This is a genomic window from Methylocystis sp. L43 (assembly GCF_015709525.1).
Taxonomy (GTDB): domain Bacteria; phylum Pseudomonadota; class Alphaproteobacteria; order Rhizobiales; family Beijerinckiaceae; genus Methylocystis.
The window spans coordinates 180,104-196,797 of the sequence record NZ_JADNRA010000034.1; the positions used below are offsets into that span (position 1 = coordinate 180,104).

Consider the following 16,694-nt stretch of genomic DNA (forward strand, 5'->3'; position numbering starts at 1 on the left):
CTAAACTAACGTTTCACGTTATATTTCAAAGCTGTATCGCGAACCAACAATGTAAATATTCAAACACGTCCGATATTCTATGTGACGACACTTGTTACAGTTTCAACATGGTCGAGCGGTTCGGGGAGTCTGCGCGGCTCATACCCTCAGACGAGCATCTGACGCATTATCCATGTCGAGGCGTTTCGCCGACGCCGCATTGCCAGATAGACGAGCGGCTACCGAGGATTTTTACGTCCAAATCGGAGCGTCGCGACGCAACCGCGCGACGTCATATGATGCGTCGCTCACAGGTTTGGGATCTTTATCGCGTTCTCAGTCGTTCGGAAACGAGGCCGGTGAGAGCCTCTCGAACGCTGCGATCCGCCACGGCGTCGATCACTTCCCCGACGAAGGCTTCCGTCAGCAGCGATTGGGCTTCCGCTTGGGGAATCCCGCGCGCCATCAGGTAGAAAATTAAATTCTCGTCCAGCGCGCCGACGGTCGACCCATGCGCGCACTGCACGTCGTCAGCAAAGATTTCCAGCTCAGGCTTACAGTTGGCCTGCGCCCCTTCTGACAACAGCAGCGTACGGGCCATCATGCGCGCATCGGTCTTTTGCGCGCCGGGCCGAACCAGGATCTTCCCCTGAAACACCGCCTGCGACGAGTCATCCAGCACGGATTTGAACAGCGCCTTGCTTTCCGAACGTTCCGCCGCATGATCGAGGAACAAGGTCGCGTCGGCGTGCTCCTTGCCTTTCAATATGTTGGCCCCGCGCAGTCCGGCATGGGCACCCTGCCCGTTGATATTGATAAAGAACTGGTTGCGCAACACGGCGCCGCCGAGATTGAACCCGAAATCGCTCAGCTGGGCATCGGCGGCGAGAGAGGCGACGAATGTCGAGACATGCATGGCGGCGGCGCCTTCGCGACTGATCTTGAGTCGCTCGAGGGACGCGCCCTCTTCCAGCACAACCTCGGTCGCGGCGTTCACATGGTATTCCTGCGCCGTTTCGCCCTCGAAGCTCTCGATCAGAGTCGCCCGCGCGCCTTTTTCAACGATGACGAGCGAGCGCAGGAAATAGGTCGCCGGCTGCGCGCCCGCCACGAAGACCAATTGTATCGGTCTATCCACGCATATGCCGGCGCCAACGCGAATGACGACGCCTTCGCCCATGAAGGCAGTGTTAAGCGCGAAGGCCGGATCGTCGACCTCGCCCACGTTCCCAATCTGCGTCATCGCCGCGGCGTCGCCCTTGGCCAAGGCCTCCGACAGCGACATCACGCTCAGCCCCGCTTCCAGATCGGCGAGATCGGAAAGCTCGGGAACGAAATAGCCGCCCACGAAGACGAGCCGCCGCGACGCGACGCCCTCAAGAACTGCCGCGCTCCGCGCGCCTTGCTTCGCGCTATCTTCCGGCGGCTCGGCCAGGGGCTTCACGTCGCGCAGCAGAGCGCGCAAATCCGTGTATTTCCACGCCTCGTCGCGTCGGTTGGGGAGGCCGGTTTTCGAAAAGGCGTCGAAGGCGGCGGTGCGCAGCTTCGCAAGTTGCGGCGCGCCGGCGCTTTGCTGCATGGCGAAGATTTCCGCCAGCCGAGCCTCGGCGTCGGTGAGTTTGCGAGCGGGAGTGGCCTGTGCGTTGCCCATGACTTAAGCCGCCTCGCTTTGGTAGCGCGCGTAGCCGGTTTCTTCGAGCTCCAGGGCCAGCTCCTTGCCGCCAGTCCGCACGATGCGGCCGGCCGACTGCACATGAACGACGTCCGGCGTGATGTAATCGAGCAGCCGCTGATAATGGGTGATCACGACGATGCCGCGATCCTTCGAGCGTAACTGGTTGACGCCGTTGGAGACGACTTTCAGCGCGTCGATGTCGAGTCCCGAGTCGGTCTCGTCGAGGATGCACAGCTTGGGTTCGAGCAGCATCATCTGCAGCGTCTCGGCGCGCTTCTTCTCTCCGCCAGAGAAACCGACATTCACCGGACGCCGCAGCATCTCCATGTCCATGTCGAGGATCTTGGCGAGCTCCTTGACGCGCTTGATCAGATCGGGCGAAGACATTTCCTCCTCGCCGCGCTTCTTGCGCTGCGCGTTGAGCGCGGCCCGCAAGAAGGTCATCGTCGCGACGCCCGGCACCTCCAACGGATATTGAAAGGCGAGGAACAGCCCCGCCGCGGCGCGTTCGTCGACGCTCATCTGCGACAGATCGGCGCCGGCGAGCAGCGCCTGTCCCTCGGTGATCTTATAGCCGGGCCGGCCGGAGAGCACATAGGACAGCGTCGATTTGCCCGAGCCGTTCGGCCCCATGATCGCATGCACCTCGCCCGCCTTCACGGTGAGATCATAGCCGTTCAGGATCTGCTTGCCGGCAATCTCGGCCTTGAGGTCGCGAATTTCCAGTAGCGCCGTCATTCCACCACTCCCACTCTATAGAGGCGTCAGCCGACGCTGCCTTCGAGACTGACCGAGATCAGCTTTTGCGCTTCGACCGCGAATTCCATCGGCAGTTGCTGCAACACGTCACGCACGAACCCATTGACCACCAACGCGGTCGCATCTTCCTGCGATAGGCCACGCTGCATGCAGTAGAACAAGACATCCTCCGAGATTTTCGAAGTCGTCGCCTCGTGTTCAAACATGCAGGACGGGTTCTTCGCTTCGATGTAGGGGATCGTGTGCGCGCTGCAGGCGCCGCCGATCAGCAGCGAGTCGCAATTCGTGAAATTGCGGGCGCCTTCCGCCTTGCGATGCGCCGAGACGAGGCCCCGATAGGCGTTTGACGAGCGGCCGGCCGAAATGCCCTTCGAGATGATGCGGCTCGTCGTGCCCTTGCCGAGATGGATCATCTTGGTGCCGGAGTCGACCTGCTGGCGACCGTTGGAGATCGCGATCGAATAGAATTCGCCGCGCGAATTATCGCCGCGCAACACGCAGCTCGGATATTTCCAGGTGATCGCCGAGCCGGTCTCGACCTGCGTCCAGCTGATCTTCGAATTGGCGCCGCGGCAGTCGCCGCGCTTTGTGACGAAATTATAGATTCCGCCCTTGCCGTTCTCGTCGCCCGGATACCAATTCTGCACGGTCGAATATTTGATTTCGGCGTCGTCGAGCGTCACGAGTTCGACCACCGCCGCGTGCAACTGATTCTCGTCGCGCTTGGGCGCCGTGCAGCCTTCGAGATAGCTGACATAAGACCCTTTGTCAGCGATGATGAGCGTCCGCTCGAACTGCCCGGTGTTCTTTTCGTTGATGCGGAAATAGGTCGACAATTCCATCGGGCAACGCACGCCGGGCGGGATGTAGACGAAAGAGCCGTCCGAGAACACCGCGCTGTTCAGCGTCGCGAAATAGTTATCTGAGGCGGGCACCACGGTGCCGAGATATTTGCGCACGAGTTCGGGATGCTCGCGCAGGGCTTCCGAGATCGGGCAGAAGATCACCCCGACCTTCTTCAGCTCCTCCTTGAACGTCGTTGCGACGGAGACCGAGTCGAATACCGCATCGACGGCGACGCGCGGGCGCTCTTCGCCCTCCGGCCGCTCGACGCCGGCGAGAATTTCGCGCTCATGCAGCGGAATGCCGAGTTTTTCGTATGTGCGCAGCAGCTCCGGGTCGACTTCGTCGAGTGATTTCGGACCGGCTTTCGATTTCGGCGCGGCGTAATAATAGAGATCCTGATAGTCGATCGCCGGGTAATCAACGCGCGCCCATTTCGGCTCGGTCATCGTCAGCCAGCGGCGATAGGCCTCGAGCCGCCATTCGAGCATCCATTCCGGCTCGTTCTTCTTTGCAGAAATGAAACGGACGATCTCTTCGGACAGGCCTTTTGGAGCGAGGTCGGATTCGATGTCGGTGACGAAACCGTATTTATATTGATCAGCGCCGACACGACGAACCTGTTCAACTGTCTCTTGCACCGCCGCCATTTCGCTCTCCGTTCACTGTTGCGCTTCGTCCAGGCGCGCCTGGACGAGGCGCCTCACTTCCGGATCAGGATCGTCGCGCAGACGCGCCAGCAATTCCGTCCCGCATCGCTCCGCCACCAGGAAGCGGACTCGTAAATCTTCGTCGGCGACAAGCAGTCCCAATTGCGCCGGCGCCAACCGCTCTGCAATAATCATGCGCACGCGGGGTTCGGGATCGCGCGCCATGGCCGGAAGCCTGTCGAGGGCGACCCGGCGCGCCGCTTCGCATCGCACCTGCGGGTCGTCATCGTTGGTCGCGCCGGCGAGGATGTCGGGCGGCGCGCGACGCGCGGCAATCAGGCGCACGCCGCTGTCTTCGTCGAAGAGCAGCTTCACGAGACCTGCGCCCTCGACTCGCTGGGCCATCGCCATGCGCACTTTGCGGTCGGAGTCGCCGATCAATTTTTCAGCGAGACGCAACGGCAGACGTTGCGCCACCATGGCTCTGACGTCCGGCTCCTCGTCATCGATCAGCGCGCGCAACTGAAAGACGCTCGCGTATTTCACCGCGCCGACGCGCAGTTCAAAATAGGGATGGTCGAGATATTTCGCAGCTTCTTGCGGACTCGCGGCGAAGAACCTGTCTATGCGGCGGGCCCTTCGGTCGCGCACGCAAACCTGGCCGAGATCGCAAAGGCCTTTCTCGCGAATCTCCCCATGCGGACAATCGCGGCAGGATAGGAAGTTTCCAAGCCAGTCGACGGCGTCCATGCGATCCATGCGATGCATCGCCCCGCTCGGCCGCACTTAGAGCGCTACGCCGGCACGCATGTGTTTTCGACAGGGCACACGACCGCACACTGCGGCTTGTCGAAATGCCCCTCGCACTCGGTGCATTTCTTCGGGTCGATGATGTACATGTCGTTCTTGAGGCGGATCGCCGCATTCGGACATTCGAATTCGCAAGCGCCGCACACTGTGCATTGTGAGGCGATGATTTTGTACGCCATGTCGCGATTCCTCATGGATTCACTGCAAGCTTGCCCCCTTCTTTCAAATCGCATGCCAGTCGCAAACCATGCCTGTTTGCCGCCAGCGGCAAGCCGCGGAACGAAAGCCGACAATCGCATGCCGCCTGTAAACTCGCGGGCCAAGGTCGGTTTGGACCGTCCGCCCGGTTTGGTCCGTCCGCCTCCAGGCGCGTCGTTCAACCCTCTTCGGGTGGAACGATACGGCCCGCTTGGCCGCATGAACTGAACAAATGTTCTAAATACGACAATCGCCGGATGCGGTCAGATGCGCTTTATTTCGATGTTGTATTTCTTCAGCGCATAATTGACCTGGCGCAGCGACAGGCCGAGCAGACGCGCGGCCTTGGCCTGGACCCAGGCGGCCTTCTCCATGCCTTCGATCAGGCGCTCGCGATCAATCATCTTGCGGGAGGATGCGAAACCCTCGCTCTCCTCCGTCCCGGCGGCGTCCAGCGGCGACGAGTTCTCCTTGACGAAGGTCGGAACCGACGCAGCTGCGCCGCGGCTCGCCGACGCGATTTCTTCGGGCGGAGCGGGGGCGCGCATGCCGGCCGGTTCGGGATGCGCATGCGGATAGGCGCCGCTGGCGCTGCTGGTCCACAGCAAAGCCGAGAGACATTTGCCGGAGGCGCAGGCGAAATCGTGATCGACGATGGTTTCGTCGCGCGCCAAAGTCGCCGTGCGGCGGACGCAATTTTCCAGTTCGCGCACGTTGCCCGGGAAGTAGCAGCGTTGCAGCGTCTCAATGGCGCTCGCAGAGAGTTCGTGCTTTTGATCGTTTTCGCTGTTGAACGTCTCGATGAAATTCTGCGCCAACAGCGAAACGTCGCCAGGCCGCTCGCGCAACGGCGGGAGAAACACCGGCACGACGCTGATGCGATAATAGAGGTCGGCGCGGAACTCGCCCTTCTCGACGGCCTCTTCGAGATTTTTGTTGGTGGCGAAAACGAAACGGACGTTGACTTTCAAAGTCTTGGACCCGCCAACCCGCTCGAATTCGCCTTCCTGCAGCACACGCAGCAGCTTCGCCTGGAAGGCGGGAGATATTTCGCCGATTTCGTCGAGCAGCAGCGTGCCGCCATTGGCCAATTCGAAGCGCCCCGCACGCTGTGCGACGGCGCCCGTGAAAGCGCCGCGTTCATGACCGAACAGCTCCGATTCAAGAACGCTTTCGGGCAGCGCGGCGCAGTTCAGCTTGACGAAGGGCTTGGCGCTGCGGCGCGACAGGTCGTGCACCGCGCGTGCAAAAAGCTCCTTGCCTGTGCCGCTCTCGCCGCGCAGCAGCACGGTCGAATTGGACTTCGCGACGATGGCGATGGTGTCGAGCACTTCCATGATCGCCGGGCTTTCGCCGATGATGCCGGCGACGTCCGGCCGCTCTCCACGAATCTCCTTCGGCAGGCAGGAGACCAGCGCCTTCTCCAGCGTGCTGCATTCGTTCAGCAACCGCTGCCGGTCGGCCGAAAACATGCGGTGCAGCTTCACCGTTTGGCCGATCAGATTGGCGATCATCGTTAATAAACGCAGATCGGCGTCGAAAGCGTAGGAGATCCAATCTTCTGACGTGCGATTGATCGACAACGTCCCGACGACGCGGCTGTCGCTCTTGATCGCAACGGCGAGGAAGGAGACTTTCGCGCCGACCGCCCGGGTGATCGTCTCCGCGGCCGTCGCGAACAAGGCGTCGCGGGACACGTCCTCGACAATGACAGGCATGGCGGTGGCGACAAGCCGGTCGATCACCTTGGCCGGCAGCGTGTCAATCGGCTTGCTGCCGTCGCGGCTGGTCCAACCCGAAGTCGCGACGATCTCCGGATTGCCATGCTGATCGAGGATCGTGATCATCCCCAATTTCATGTCGAGGAAGGAGCTGAGCACAGCGACGACATTGCCCAGCGTCTGCTCGAGGCGGGCCGGCGCGGTCAGAATTTTTGAGATTTCATAGATGCCGAGTAGCGCCGTATCGGCGGACGGGGGTCTCGCCCGCGGCGGCTTTGCCGCCATGCCTTCTGTGAGCACAGAGCGTGAAGTGGCTACGTCGTCCATGGCCGCCTTCCTCGAACAGCCGCCGTTAGCACGAAGCCAAGGTTTCCGTTCGCACATGCGAGGATCGATTCCGATCGTCTCACGCGGTTCATAGTTTGTTTTATGCAAGAACCACGCAAAGCAGCGCCGTGTCGTCCAAGCGCAGCGTCCAATGTCGGGTTTGCGACAAGGGAAGCGCGGCGACGGCCGAAGCGTGACATTCGCGCGACGTTTTGTTGAGGTTGCGACATGGCTGTGTCATGCGCATCGATCACACGCTGCCCTGCGCCAATTCCTCGATCACCTTCCAGCCGACGCTGCCCTGCGGATCGGCGCGGGAGAGGATATCGAGATATTCCTTCGCGGTCTCGTTGTGACCGCGCTTCAATTCGATGAAGCTCAGCGCCTTCAGCGTATAGAGGGCGAAGCGCGCCGGCCCGTCATGCGCCCCTCCCGTCGCCGGCCAAGCGGTAGGATCGCTCGGCCAACCCGCCTGACGCGTGGCCTCCCTCATGCCTTGCGCGGCGACGTCAGCGGCGTAGTCGAGACTGCCCATATAGGTGTGGATTTTGTAGAGACAGTAATAGGGCGCCAGCTCCTGCGGCGTCAGCGCCAAGGCCTGCTTGAACAGGCTGTCGGCCTTCTCGCGGTCGGTCCGATAGGCGACGACGCCCTGCTGCAGGAGTTCGTTGGTCTTTGGGTCGAGTTCGCCGAAGTTCACGACGTCAGCGTCGGCGCGCGGAGTGTTCATGGCCGGCTCAAAGCAATCGCTGAGCCACACAGCAAGAGACATCGTAGTCGGCGATTCGCAAAACGCCTCGCGCGATTTTCGCGCTATCGATGACGTTCGACGTGACGGCGTCGCATGGCGCTTTTCTGATCTCCTAAGCGCCTCTTGCCTCATTCAAAAGCATTTTCGGCTCCTCTTCGTACAAAACGAAGGTCCAGGACGCACAAATGGCACGCAGTTTGCGTGCACGCCGGGCACGCGAGAGCCGACCAACGCCAAGGCGCGCGATCGCGGACAAAACCAAGCAAATGAAAAAAGGGCCAGGAATGATACGCGAATTCCGCTACAAGGGGGAAACCTTCCGGGTGAACGCGCACGGCTCTCCGGGCCACGAGGAAGTGTTTATCATCCATTTGGTCGACGACGAGGAGATGGGTGAAATCTCCATCGACCGCATGACCGAGGAAAACGACAGAGACGCGCCGATCGACGCGATTTGCATCATGCTTTGCGACAAGCTGATCGCCGAACAGGACATCGCCTGCGCCGAACCCGACGGGGCTTTCGTCTGGGTGGAAGGCAAGCGCATCCGCGACGTGCTCCCGAGCAACGAAGCCGCCTCACATTAACCCCCCGCGCGGCGCCAGCGAACCATCAAGGCGGACCCAAGCGCCGCGCGCGACTCTCCTTCCCCGGAAACGCCTCTTCCCAGCCGCCCCTCTGCGCTTTGCGCCCGACGAAATTCCCCGCCTGCTGCGCATCGGCGAAATCCGCCAGAAGCGCATGGCGCTTGACGTCCGGCAGCCGTATGTAATCCGCGCACGGAGGACGGCTCCATGAGCGTCGAGCGCAATCGGCTCGGTCAAGAGACCAGCCCCTATTTGTTACAGCACCAGCATAATCCGGTGCACTGGCAGGCTTGGAGCGCGGAAACGCTCGCGCTCGCCAAGCAGGCGGGCAAACCGATCTTGCTCTCGTCTGGCTACGCCGCCTGTCACTGGTGCCATGTGATGGCCCATGAATCGTTCGAGGACTCCGAAATCGCGGCGTTGATGAACGAATCTTTCATCAATGTGAAGGTGGATCGCGAAGAGCGGCCGGACGTCGACTATGTGTATCAGCAAGCCCTGATGATGATGGGTCAGCGCGGCGGTTGGCCCTTGACGATGTTTCTGACGCCGGAGGGCAAGCCCTTCTGGGGCGGAACATATTTCCCGCCCATTGCGCAGGGCGGAAGACCCGGATTCGCCGAGGTTTTAAAAACCATCGCGGAGCTGTGGCGCACCCGCGCCAATGCCATCGAACACAATGTCGCCGAGCTCAGCACAGGACTGGCCAGCCTGTCCGAAACGACTCCCGGAGAGCCGGTCTCGCCCGACCTCGTCGAGAACATTTGCGCGCAGTTGGAGCAACGGCTCGATCACGTCAACGGCGGCTTCGGGGCGGCGCCAAAATTCCCGCAGACGACCAGCCTCGACTTTCTCTGGAGGGCCTGGAAGCGCTCGGGCCGCGACTCATTGCGGCAAGCCGTCGTTTTGACCCTCGACCATATTTCGCAGGGCGGCGTCTACGACCATTTGGGCGGCGGCTTCGCCCGCTACTCGACCGACAATCGGTGGCTCGTGCCGCATTTTGAAAAGATGCTCTACGACAACGCGCAGCTCATCGAACTGCTGACGGAGGTCTGGCAAGACGAACGTCGCGAACTTTATCGCCTGCGCGTGACAGAGACCATCGAGTGGATGACGCGCCAGATGCGCGCGCCAGGCGGCGGGTTCGCCAGCAGTCTCGACGCCGACAGCGAAGGCGAAGAAGGCAAGTTCTACAGTTGGAGCGAAGCAGAAGTACGGGAAGCGCTGGGCGCGCGCGCGCCGTTCTTCGAACGCGCCTATGGCGTCAGCCATGAAGGAAACTGGGAACACGGCAAGTCAGTCCTCAACCGCCTCGGATCAATCGAGCTTCTGGACGAGGAGGCCGAGGCGGCGCTGGCGCGAGACCGCGCCGCCTTGTTCTTGGTGCGCGAGCGACGCGTGAGGCCGGGATGCGACGATAAGGTCCTGGCGGACTGGAATGGATTGACCATCGCCGCCATCGCGAAGGCGGCTTGCGTGTTTGAACGTGGGGACTGGCTCGATATCGCCATCGAAGCCTTCGATTTCGTCAAGAGCGCGATGACGACGGACGATGGTCGTCTGCTCCATTCCTGGCGATGCGGACGCGCCCGTCATATGGCCGTCCTCGACGACTACGCCGCGATGTGCCGAGCGGCGCTGGCGCTCTATGAAGCGACCCACACGCCGTCCTATCTCGAAGGCGCGCGACGCTGGGTCGAACATGTGGAGCATCATTATCGCGATCGAAATGGCGGTTATTTTTATGCCGCCGACGACGCTGATACGCTGATCGCGCGCGTCAAAATCGCCGAGGACTCCGCCCTTCCCTCCGGCAATGGCATGATGCTGCAGGTGCTGGCGCAGCTCTATTATTTGACCGGCGAGAGCGTCTACCGCGAACGCGCCGAGGCGATCGCGAAGGACTTTGCCGGGGCAATTCGCGAGCGCGTTCTTGGTTTTTCGTCTTTGTTGAACGGCATGGAAATGCTGCGAGAGGCGTTGCAGATCGTCGTGATTGGCGAAACTGACGCCGCGGATACGGCGGCGCTGAAGCGCGTGATCTACGGCGTCAGCCGACCCGGTCGGGTTTTGAATGTCATCGCACCCGGGGCCGCGCTGCCTCGCGCGCATCCGGCTTTCGGCAAAACTTTGCTGGGCGATCGCGCCACGGCCTATGTCTGCCGGGGAATGGTCTGCTCGCTGCCGATCGTCGAGCCCGACGCGCTCGCGGCGGCTCTGCGCGAGATGTGACGCAGTTCTCGCATCCCGGCGCCGCCTATTCGCGCCGCCATACGCTCGCCAGCCAGGGCTGTTCGCCCGGCGGCGCGCCGCTGGGCCTGTAATAGTGCTCGACCTCGACGAAGCCCGCCGCCGACCCGAAAGCGCGCCAGCTTTCGGGGGCGTGAAACACGCCATAGCGTCCATTGCTCCATCCTTCCTGATCCGCGCCATGCGGAATGGAGCTGAACAGGATGCCCCCGGGCTTCAGAGCGGCGTGGAGCGCGCGCAGGACGCGTGGCAATTCGCTGCGCGGGACATGAAACAGCGACGCATTGGCGAAGACTCCGTCAAAGCGGCCTTCCGGCAGATCGAGCGCGAGAAAGTCCTGAAGCCACACCTCGCATCCGCTGTGAATGCGCGCCATTTCGACGAAGCGCGGCGCTCCATCAAGTCCGATCGCGACATGGCCGAGTTCGGCGAGCGCCTTCAAATCGCGTCCTGGCCCGCAACCGAAATCGAGCAAGGTGAAAGGAGGCTCGCCGCGAATGTGGCTCAGCATCGCCGCGATATTTTGTGTGACGTCGTGGCTGCGCGTTCCCTCCCAGAACGCCTCGGCGCGCTGATCGTAATGTCGCAGCGTGCCGCCCGTGACCGCTTTCAAATCTTCCGAGATTGGAGCCATTGTGGGGCCTCCGTACAATTGTATCGCCGACGCCGCGAACGCGTCGCGCTGCCCCGCTGGGTTCGCACTTCGTCGATGTGGCGCAGGGAGCGACACGTTCGCCCTGGCGCCTCACGCGGGGATACGGCACATATGATGCTTGCCGCGCCGAAACCTTGGGAACGGCTGAAGCGCAGGCGGCCGGCGCCGCGACTGCGACAATTCTACACCAAACGGATCCGCGATGAGTGAACCGGTGCGCGCCGTCCTGATCGAGCTCGAAGGCGCCGCGGTTCCGACAGCTTTCGTGACCGGGACCCTCACGCCACTCGCGCAGGCGCGGCTTGGCGCCTTCATCGCGGAACATGCCTCGGACCCCGACGTGGAAGACGCCTTGGAGGAAACGGGGCGCCTCCTTGGCGGATTCGACTTGACGCTCGAGGAAGCCGAAGCGCTGTTGCTGCGCTGGATGAAGCAGAACCGCAAGGCGACCCCGCTGAAGACGATCCAGGGCCTGATCTGGTGCGAGAGTTTTGAGGCGGGCGCGATCAAAGGCGAGCTTTATCCCGACGTCGCAGCATCGCTGAGATCATGGGCGGCATCGGGCCGTCGCCTGTTTGTTTACTCGTCCAATTCGAGATTGGCGCAGCAACTCCTGCTGAGCCACAGCGCCTCGGGCGACCTCACAAGCCTGTTCGAGGAGTTCTTCGACACATCCATCGGTCAGAAAGTCGAACCCGCCTCCTACCGCGCGATCTGTAAGCGTCTCGATTTGCCTTCAGGATCGGTGCTCGCACTGTCGGGCGATGGGGACGAATTGGACGCCGCCCAGTCTGCAGGCCTTGCGACGACGCTCATCGCGCGAGAGGGCCTTGCGGAGAGTCGCCATGCGGTTTGCCCTGATTTTGCATCGCTGAATTTGGGATCGTGACGCGCTCCGCGCTCCCTCCGAAAAGGAAAAATATCGCTGACGACTTCGGGCGGATGGAGAAAGATGGCCACGTTCACTCTTGAAACCAGAGACGGCGCCAGACAGGAAATCACCGGCAAGAATGGCGTCTCGCTGATGAAATTGATCCGGCGCGCCGGCGTCGAAGAGCTGGTCGCGCAATGCGGCGGCAGTTGCGCCTGCGCGACCTGCCACGTCTATCTCACCCTGCCCCAGGGGATTGAAATGGCCGTCTCTGGACCCGGAGAAAACCGGATGCTTGCGACAGCCAGCCATCGCAAATTCAATTCGCGTCTCGCCTGTCAAATCAGGTTCGATGACACGTTTGACGGAATGGCGATCCGCATCGCCCCGGAGGATGCGACGAGCTTTTGATTCGCCCACGCGGTTTCGAACGTGCAGCGAACGTTCCCGCGGAAAGGCTATATGGTCTGGAACTTGCTCAACGGCCATGCACGCAGCGCCAAGATGCAGGGTGAGCATCCATGCCGATGAAGGAAGAAAGCGTTCTGCCCGGGAAGTGCTATCGAACGAAGGGCGGCGAAATCAACTCGGAAAAATACACGGTGATCAGCATCACCCGTGGGATCGTCACTTATCAAAGCTGGACGTCCGACCCCAATCGCCTGTCTCTGCGCACGAACACCGGCCTGAAGGCCTTCGCCGAAGTGCTGTTCAAGGAAATCCCCTGCCCGAACAGAGATCCAGGCCAAAAGATCGAATATTTCGATCCCTCGTAGGGATACATTCTCTCCTACGAGCTCAGTCTCCTTAATCCCGGATCTCGTTTTGAATTGAAAAAATATCGTAGGGAGGATCATTGTCCGAATTGGCGTAGCCCAATGGCGGCGCGTCGACGCTTCCGCCTGATGCGCCCGATCGGCGACTGATCGCGCCGATGTCGCCGCCATAAACATGGATGATGATGGAGGTGCGATCATCCAGCGCGTTGCGAAGCTCCAAGACCTCGCCGCTCGCGGACGAGCGGGCCTCCACCATGTTCGCTTGCAATAGACGGGACACGCCGGCCTGCGCGCTGTTCGTCGGAGAACCATCGAGTTGCTGGCGGTTGATTGCGCCGTGCAACACCCCCGCGATCTCCCAAACCGAAGGCTGGGAGATTGTCATGCAGGCCCCGCCCGACAAAATGGTGCTCACGACGGAAAAGCGGTCCAGCACGTCGTGGTAAATCTGGAATTGCTGGCCTCCGGCGGGATTTGGGACGGCGAAGACCGTTGGCAGCCAATCGTCCGTCGTGAAGAGCCGGGCCATGAGATCGCGGCCGATCAGCAAAATCTCCCGCTCGCTTTCGGCGAGTTCGACCATGGACTGAATGTCCCAGATGAATCGCCGCAGCGGGGGAGGAACAGGGTCTCGCCCGACGACTCGTAAATTTGGATCAACCGCATTTTTCTCGATCATGATGTCGAACGGTCCGCCAGGATTTGAGGGAATGCGCGCGCTCGAGCAAAGCGCTTCGCTGAGGCCACGCCGAGACACGCCGACTGTGTTCTCGCGGATTTAGCGGCGTGTGCGCCTCAGTGAGGCGGAGGCAAACGACTCGCGCGCTCATCGTTCCTCCTGCGCGCAAATCATATCGATGCAGGATATCGCCGCATCGATGTCGCTTTCCTCGACTGAGAGCGGAGGAAACAAACCCAGGACCGACCCCATCGCGCGCGTGAGGAGCCCGCGCGCGGCCAGCTTCGCGCGCATGGGCTCCGCGTCTCCCGCGAGCGTTAGCGCCTGCATCAGCCCAAGGCCATCCAGCGCCGTAAAAGCTGCACGACGCCGATAAAACAACGCGGACAGCTGGTCTTCGAGATACCAGCTTCGGTTCTGCACGCGTTCCTGAAAGCCAGGCGTCGACAGAGCGTCGACAAGCGCGTGCCCGGCCAGAAGCGCGGCTCCGTCAGCGAGCGTCGAGCCGCCGAGCGCCCCTCGCGCCAGTCTTTGCGTGACGACGAGCGCGGCCAGCGGCGGGGCGTCTGCAGGCGCATAACGGGCGACCATCAGGTCCGGGGTGACGCCGCTCCATTCGTGCGCCCAAAGCATGCCTGAGCGGCCGAAGCCGCAAAAGGTTTCGTCGAAACCGAGAATGAGCCCATATTCGTCTGCGGTCTCGCGCAGTCTGGCGAGGACGCTTCCTGAGACGACTTCAAAACCGGCTTGCGTCCTAACCGGCGCGATCAGAATGCCCGCGGTCCTCACGTCGACTTCCGCCTGCAATGCGGCGTGATCGTCGGTTCGGAGAACGACGATCTCGTCGTCGCCCTCAAGGCCAGGCGGAAGGCTGGCCGTTGCATCAGCAGGCCCGACGCAGACAATGAACCGTCGGCGCTTGGGCCGACCGACGAGGCGATGGTAGCGCCGAACCATTTCGACGGCGACACGCCAGGCGTCGGACTCGGAGGGAAGCAAATACACGCGATCGCCAAAAGAAACGGGCGAAATCATCGCGCATAAAGCATCTGAAAGCGCCGCGGCTTCCGCCACTGATTGCGGCGAACCTATTGGCGCATCCGTGCGGAGCGTTGATCCTGAAAAATTTTCCGGAAAGAAGAGCGATGCGCCGGAAAAGTCGAGCGGCGCGCCCGCGACGAATGTGTCGCCGACGGCCGGTTGGATGGGCTCGTTAGGCTCGCGCGACGAATCTGAGAATGTGGCTGACATGTTGCTCTGAGCTCGCCATTGGTCGCCGCTCAGATGAGCTCGGACAAGCGCGGCGATTCAGGCGCCGTGTTCGATGAGGTCAGGAAGTCTTTTGGCAAGAGAGTTCAACACGCTCTGCGAGCCTTTGAGCATGACGTCGTAGACCGCGTCGGCCGTGGGGGCCGCGTCGATTCCGTCCTGGACAAAGACGAAATGCGTGCCGCCATCCGGCAGCTGCGAGATCGTCCACGTAACTGTCGTGTCAATGTATCGGCCAAAACCCTTCAGCTCGTCATCACCGCCCGACCAGCTGAAACGCAACATACGGCCGGGCTCCACGGCGAGAACCTGGCACTTGAACTCGCCGTCCCAACGCTCGATGGGGCGGCTCCAGATCGTGAATTTGTGGCCGACAACCGGCTCAACGTCATTTGGAAAGAACCAAACGGCGAGCCATTCGGAATCTGTCATCGCGCGCCAAATGGCCTCGATCGGATGTTCGAGGTCCTTCTCCGTCGTGAGGCTGCGTGTCTGTGTAGCGTCAAGCACCGAGTCCTGCTCCCGTTAGCGCCTAACATGCAAGGCTCAAGCCAGGCGCATAAGCGGCGCGGAGTTCGACATCATGCGATTGTATCAATTCTAAGCGCGATACCGCGGCTCGGCTCCATGCGCAGCGCGCCCCCTTTGGCTCCGAACATGCATGGCTCACGGCTCAGCTCTCGCGAACGCTCTTGTACAAAAAAAGCGAAGCGCGGGTCGGGTCACGCATGAGCGCTCCGTATGACGGACAAAGAGGAATGGGTCGTCTGGAACGGCTCGATGGGAATACTGGATATGGCGACGATCGGCGATATCCAGCATGACGAGAGCGGCAGGACGGCGTCTCTGGCGCCGCCCTATGGCGTCGTGGGGCCTTTCAGTCTTGACGAACTTGAAACGCTGGGGCGGATCGCCTTTGGCGAATGTCTCGTTATGTCGCGCCAGCGATGGCAAGAGGATCAGCTCGATCTGCGTCTCGAGGCGCGAGAAAAGCGCCGGACGCTATTGTTTCGGATGGATATCGACGATGACCATGAACATCGCGAAATTTTAGGGCTGCCGTTGGAGGGCCGGCTCAATCTGTCGGAGATTAGCGGCGCCTTTCGGCAGTTGGCCAAGACCGCGCATCCCGACGCCGGCGGCAGCGACGAAGATTACCGTCGTATTGTCGAGGCGCGCGACGCGCTGCTCAAGCAACTCACGACGGGTTGATGTCATTGGGCGCCAACCAAAACTAAGCTTCAAGTCTGAGGCCGACTGCAGCTTTTATGAAATGGCTTTGGCGATCCGCTCGTGATTCGCTGCTGTCGTTTTGGCTTCTAGGTTGAAACCCGCTGCATTTCCGGGTGCGCGCACGCGCCATAAATACAGCATAGGCACAGGCAAGAATTCTTAAGCTTGGCGAGCGTGACGTGATCGCTCCAGACATGGGCTAGACTGCCAATTCGGAGCGAAAGCACGAGTCCACAGGGAACATCTTATCCGTCGAAAAGTTTAATGCTCGTGAAAGCTAGGCCCGGGCTCGGCTTTCCAAGGCGTCGCCGCGACTGCGGCCGCCTCCTGACAAGGAGGAATTCATGAACTGGGACACGATCGAAGGCAATTGGAAGAAGTTCACCGGAAACGTGAAGGAGCAGTGGGGCAAGCTCACCGACGATGACATTGCGCGCATCAACGGGAACCGCGAGCAGCTCGAAGGCATGATCCAGGAGCGTTACGGCGTCGCCAAGGACAAGGCCAAGGAGCAGGTCGACAGCTGGATGTCGCGCCACTAGCTCTACCGTAATTAATTAGACGCCGGCGAACATCTTCGCCGGCGTTTTTATTTCAAAATGCGCGCGCGATCTGTCCGGCGTTTCGCGTCAGGCGTCGAGGGCCGGAACATCTG

General features: G+C 61.3%; 18 protein-coding genes. 7 read left to right on the plus strand and 11 right to left on the minus strand.

Translation table 11 applies throughout. From position 1 onward, the window contains the following. Window positions 1–304: 304 nt before the first annotated feature. The 7 genes from sufD to IYX23_RS15585 form a co-directional block, all read right to left on the minus strand. Window positions 305–1,630 (minus strand): Fe-S cluster assembly protein SufD, encoded by a 1,326-nt coding sequence (gene sufD, locus IYX23_RS15555; RefSeq protein ID WP_196393586.1) that lies wholly within the window; start codon window positions 1,628–1,630, stop codon window positions 305–307. A gap of 3 nt (window positions 1,631–1,633) precedes the next feature. After that, entirely contained in the window at window positions 1,634–2,392 is a 759-nt protein-coding gene (gene sufC / locus IYX23_RS15560; RefSeq protein WP_018406747.1) for a Fe-S cluster assembly ATPase SufC, read from the minus strand. Window positions 2,393–2,418: 26 nt separating this feature from the next. After that, a complete protein-coding gene (gene sufB / locus IYX23_RS15565; protein ID WP_196393585.1) occupies window positions 2,419–3,906 on the minus strand; it encodes a Fe-S cluster assembly protein SufB in 1,488 nt (495 codons plus the stop codon). A gap of 12 nt (window positions 3,907–3,918) precedes the next feature. Then, window positions 3,919–4,674 (minus strand): 4Fe4S-binding leucine-rich repeat protein, encoded by a 756-nt coding sequence (locus IYX23_RS15570; RefSeq protein WP_196393584.1) that lies wholly within the window; start codon window positions 4,672–4,674, stop codon window positions 3,919–3,921. Between the two features lie 26 nt (window positions 4,675–4,700). Continuing rightward, window positions 4,701–4,895, minus strand: coding sequence for a 4Fe-4S binding protein (locus IYX23_RS15575; protein WP_018406744.1), 195 nt, complete (start codon window positions 4,893–4,895; stop codon window positions 4,701–4,703). A 282-nt stretch (window positions 4,896–5,177) separates the two neighbouring features. Then, on the minus strand, window positions 5,178–6,962 hold the full coding sequence (gene nifA / locus IYX23_RS15580; protein ID WP_246716856.1) for a nif-specific transcriptional activator NifA: 1,785 nt from the start codon (window positions 6,960–6,962) through the stop codon (window positions 5,178–5,180). 250 nt (window positions 6,963–7,212) lie between these two features. Next, the gene (locus IYX23_RS15585) at window positions 7,213–7,692 is read right to left on the minus strand and encodes a hypothetical protein (RefSeq protein WP_196393583.1); all 480 of its coding nucleotides are present in this window, start codon (window positions 7,690–7,692) and stop codon (window positions 7,213–7,215) included. Between the two features lie 305 nt (window positions 7,693–7,997). Here IYX23_RS15585 and IYX23_RS15590 point away from each other — a divergent pair, with 305 nt between their 5' ends. Both IYX23_RS15590 and IYX23_RS15595 read left to right on the plus strand, forming a co-directional pair. Next, on the plus strand, window positions 7,998–8,300 hold the full coding sequence (locus IYX23_RS15590) for a hypothetical protein (RefSeq protein ID WP_029649235.1): 303 nt from the start codon (window positions 7,998–8,000) through the stop codon (window positions 8,298–8,300). Window positions 8,301–8,507: 207 nt separating this feature from the next. After that, window positions 8,508–10,535: a thioredoxin domain-containing protein gene (locus IYX23_RS15595; protein WP_196393582.1), complete on the plus strand. Its 2,028-nt coding sequence runs from the start codon at window positions 8,508–8,510 to the stop codon at window positions 10,533–10,535. 25 nt (window positions 10,536–10,560) lie between these two features. On the opposite strand, the gene IYX23_RS15600 is transcribed toward IYX23_RS15595, so the two are convergent. Next, on the minus strand, window positions 10,561–11,187 hold the full coding sequence (locus tag IYX23_RS15600) for a class I SAM-dependent methyltransferase (RefSeq protein WP_196393581.1): 627 nt from the start codon (window positions 11,185–11,187) through the stop codon (window positions 10,561–10,563). A gap of 223 nt (window positions 11,188–11,410) precedes the next feature. Between IYX23_RS15600 and mtnC the strand changes: the two genes are divergently transcribed. From mtnC to IYX23_RS15615, 3 genes are all read left to right on the plus strand, one after another. Beyond that, entirely contained in the window at window positions 11,411–12,097 is a 687-nt protein-coding gene (mtnC, locus tag IYX23_RS15605) for an acireductone synthase (protein ID WP_196393580.1), read from the plus strand. 63 nt (window positions 12,098–12,160) lie between these two features. Then, window positions 12,161–12,490 carry a 2Fe-2S iron-sulfur cluster-binding protein gene (locus tag IYX23_RS15610; RefSeq protein WP_196393579.1) on the plus strand — a complete coding sequence of 110 codons (330 nt, stop codon included), beginning with the start codon at window positions 12,161–12,163 and terminating at the stop codon, window positions 12,488–12,490. A gap of 110 nt (window positions 12,491–12,600) precedes the next feature. Further along, window positions 12,601–12,855 (plus strand): hypothetical protein, encoded by a 255-nt coding sequence (locus IYX23_RS15615; protein WP_014892083.1) that lies wholly within the window; start codon window positions 12,601–12,603, stop codon window positions 12,853–12,855. Between the two features lie 31 nt (window positions 12,856–12,886). On the opposite strand, the gene IYX23_RS15620 is transcribed toward IYX23_RS15615, so the two are convergent. From IYX23_RS15620 to IYX23_RS15630, 3 genes are all read right to left on the minus strand, one after another. Next, entirely contained in the window at window positions 12,887–13,537 is a 651-nt protein-coding gene (locus tag IYX23_RS15620; protein WP_196393578.1) for a hypothetical protein, read from the minus strand. 147 nt (window positions 13,538–13,684) lie between these two features. Continuing rightward, a complete protein-coding gene (locus IYX23_RS15625) occupies window positions 13,685–14,788 on the minus strand; it encodes an aminotransferase class III-fold pyridoxal phosphate-dependent enzyme (protein ID WP_196393577.1) in 1,104 nt (367 codons plus the stop codon). Between the two features lie 57 nt (window positions 14,789–14,845). Next, window positions 14,846–15,316, minus strand: a complete 471-nt coding sequence (locus IYX23_RS15630; protein WP_196393576.1) for an SRPBCC domain-containing protein — start codon at window positions 15,314–15,316, stop codon at window positions 14,846–14,848. Window positions 15,317–15,547: 231 nt separating this feature from the next. Here IYX23_RS15630 and IYX23_RS15635 point away from each other — a divergent pair, with 231 nt between their 5' ends. Then, window positions 15,548–16,018, plus strand: coding sequence for a J domain-containing protein (locus IYX23_RS15635; RefSeq protein WP_196393575.1), 471 nt, complete (start codon window positions 15,548–15,550; stop codon window positions 16,016–16,018). A gap of 365 nt (window positions 16,019–16,383) precedes the next feature. Further along, complete coding sequence (locus IYX23_RS15640) at window positions 16,384–16,581, plus strand: CsbD family protein (protein WP_014892078.1); 198 nt, start codon at window positions 16,384–16,386, stop codon at window positions 16,579–16,581. Window positions 16,582–16,694 lie beyond the last annotated feature (113 nt).

Excerpts from the sequence above, each read along its gene's own strand:
- sufB (WP_196393585.1), bottom strand. The coding sequence starts at position 3,906 with ATGGCGGCGGTGCAAGAGACAGTTGAACAGGTTCGTCGTGTCGGCGCT.
- IYX23_RS15590 (WP_029649235.1), top strand. The coding sequence starts at position 7,998 with ATGATACGCGAATTCCGCTACAAGGGGGAAACCTTCCGGGTGAACGCG.
- IYX23_RS15600 (WP_196393581.1), bottom strand. The coding sequence starts at position 11,187 with ATGGCTCCAATCTCGGAAGATTTGAAAGCGGTCACGGGCGGCACGCTG.
- IYX23_RS15595 (WP_196393582.1), top strand. The coding sequence starts at position 8,508 with ATGAGCGTCGAGCGCAATCGGCTCGGTCAAGAGACCAGCCCCTATTTG.
- IYX23_RS15570 (WP_196393584.1), bottom strand. The coding sequence starts at position 4,674 with ATGCATCGCATGGATCGCATGGACGCCGTCGACTGGCTTGGAAACTTC.
- IYX23_RS15575 (WP_018406744.1), bottom strand. The coding sequence starts at position 4,895 with ATGGCGTACAAAATCATCGCCTCACAATGCACAGTGTGCGGCGCTTGC.
- IYX23_RS15585 (WP_196393583.1), bottom strand. The coding sequence starts at position 7,692 with ATGAACACTCCGCGCGCCGACGCTGACGTCGTGAACTTCGGCGAACTC.
- IYX23_RS15620 (WP_196393578.1), bottom strand. The coding sequence starts at position 13,537 with ATGATCGAGAAAAATGCGGTTGATCCAAATTTACGAGTCGTCGGGCGA.
- IYX23_RS15610 (WP_196393579.1), top strand. The coding sequence starts at position 12,161 with ATGGCCACGTTCACTCTTGAAACCAGAGACGGCGCCAGACAGGAAATC.
- IYX23_RS15625 (WP_196393577.1), bottom strand. The coding sequence starts at position 14,788 with ATGTCAGCCACATTCTCAGATTCGTCGCGCGAGCCTAACGAGCCCATC.
- sufD (WP_196393586.1), bottom strand. The coding sequence starts at position 1,630 with ATGGGCAACGCACAGGCCACTCCCGCTCGCAAACTCACCGACGCCGAG.
- mtnC (WP_196393580.1), top strand. The coding sequence starts at position 11,411 with ATGAGTGAACCGGTGCGCGCCGTCCTGATCGAGCTCGAAGGCGCCGCG.
- IYX23_RS15640 (WP_014892078.1), top strand. The coding sequence starts at position 16,384 with ATGAACTGGGACACGATCGAAGGCAATTGGAAGAAGTTCACCGGAAAC.
- IYX23_RS15635 (WP_196393575.1), top strand. The coding sequence starts at position 15,548 with ATGACGGACAAAGAGGAATGGGTCGTCTGGAACGGCTCGATGGGAATA.
- sufC (WP_018406747.1), bottom strand. The coding sequence starts at position 2,392 with ATGACGGCGCTACTGGAAATTCGCGACCTCAAGGCCGAGATTGCCGGC.
- nifA (WP_246716856.1), bottom strand. The coding sequence starts at position 6,962 with ATGGACGACGTAGCCACTTCACGCTCTGTGCTCACAGAAGGCATGGCG.
- IYX23_RS15615 (WP_014892083.1), top strand. The coding sequence starts at position 12,601 with ATGCCGATGAAGGAAGAAAGCGTTCTGCCCGGGAAGTGCTATCGAACG.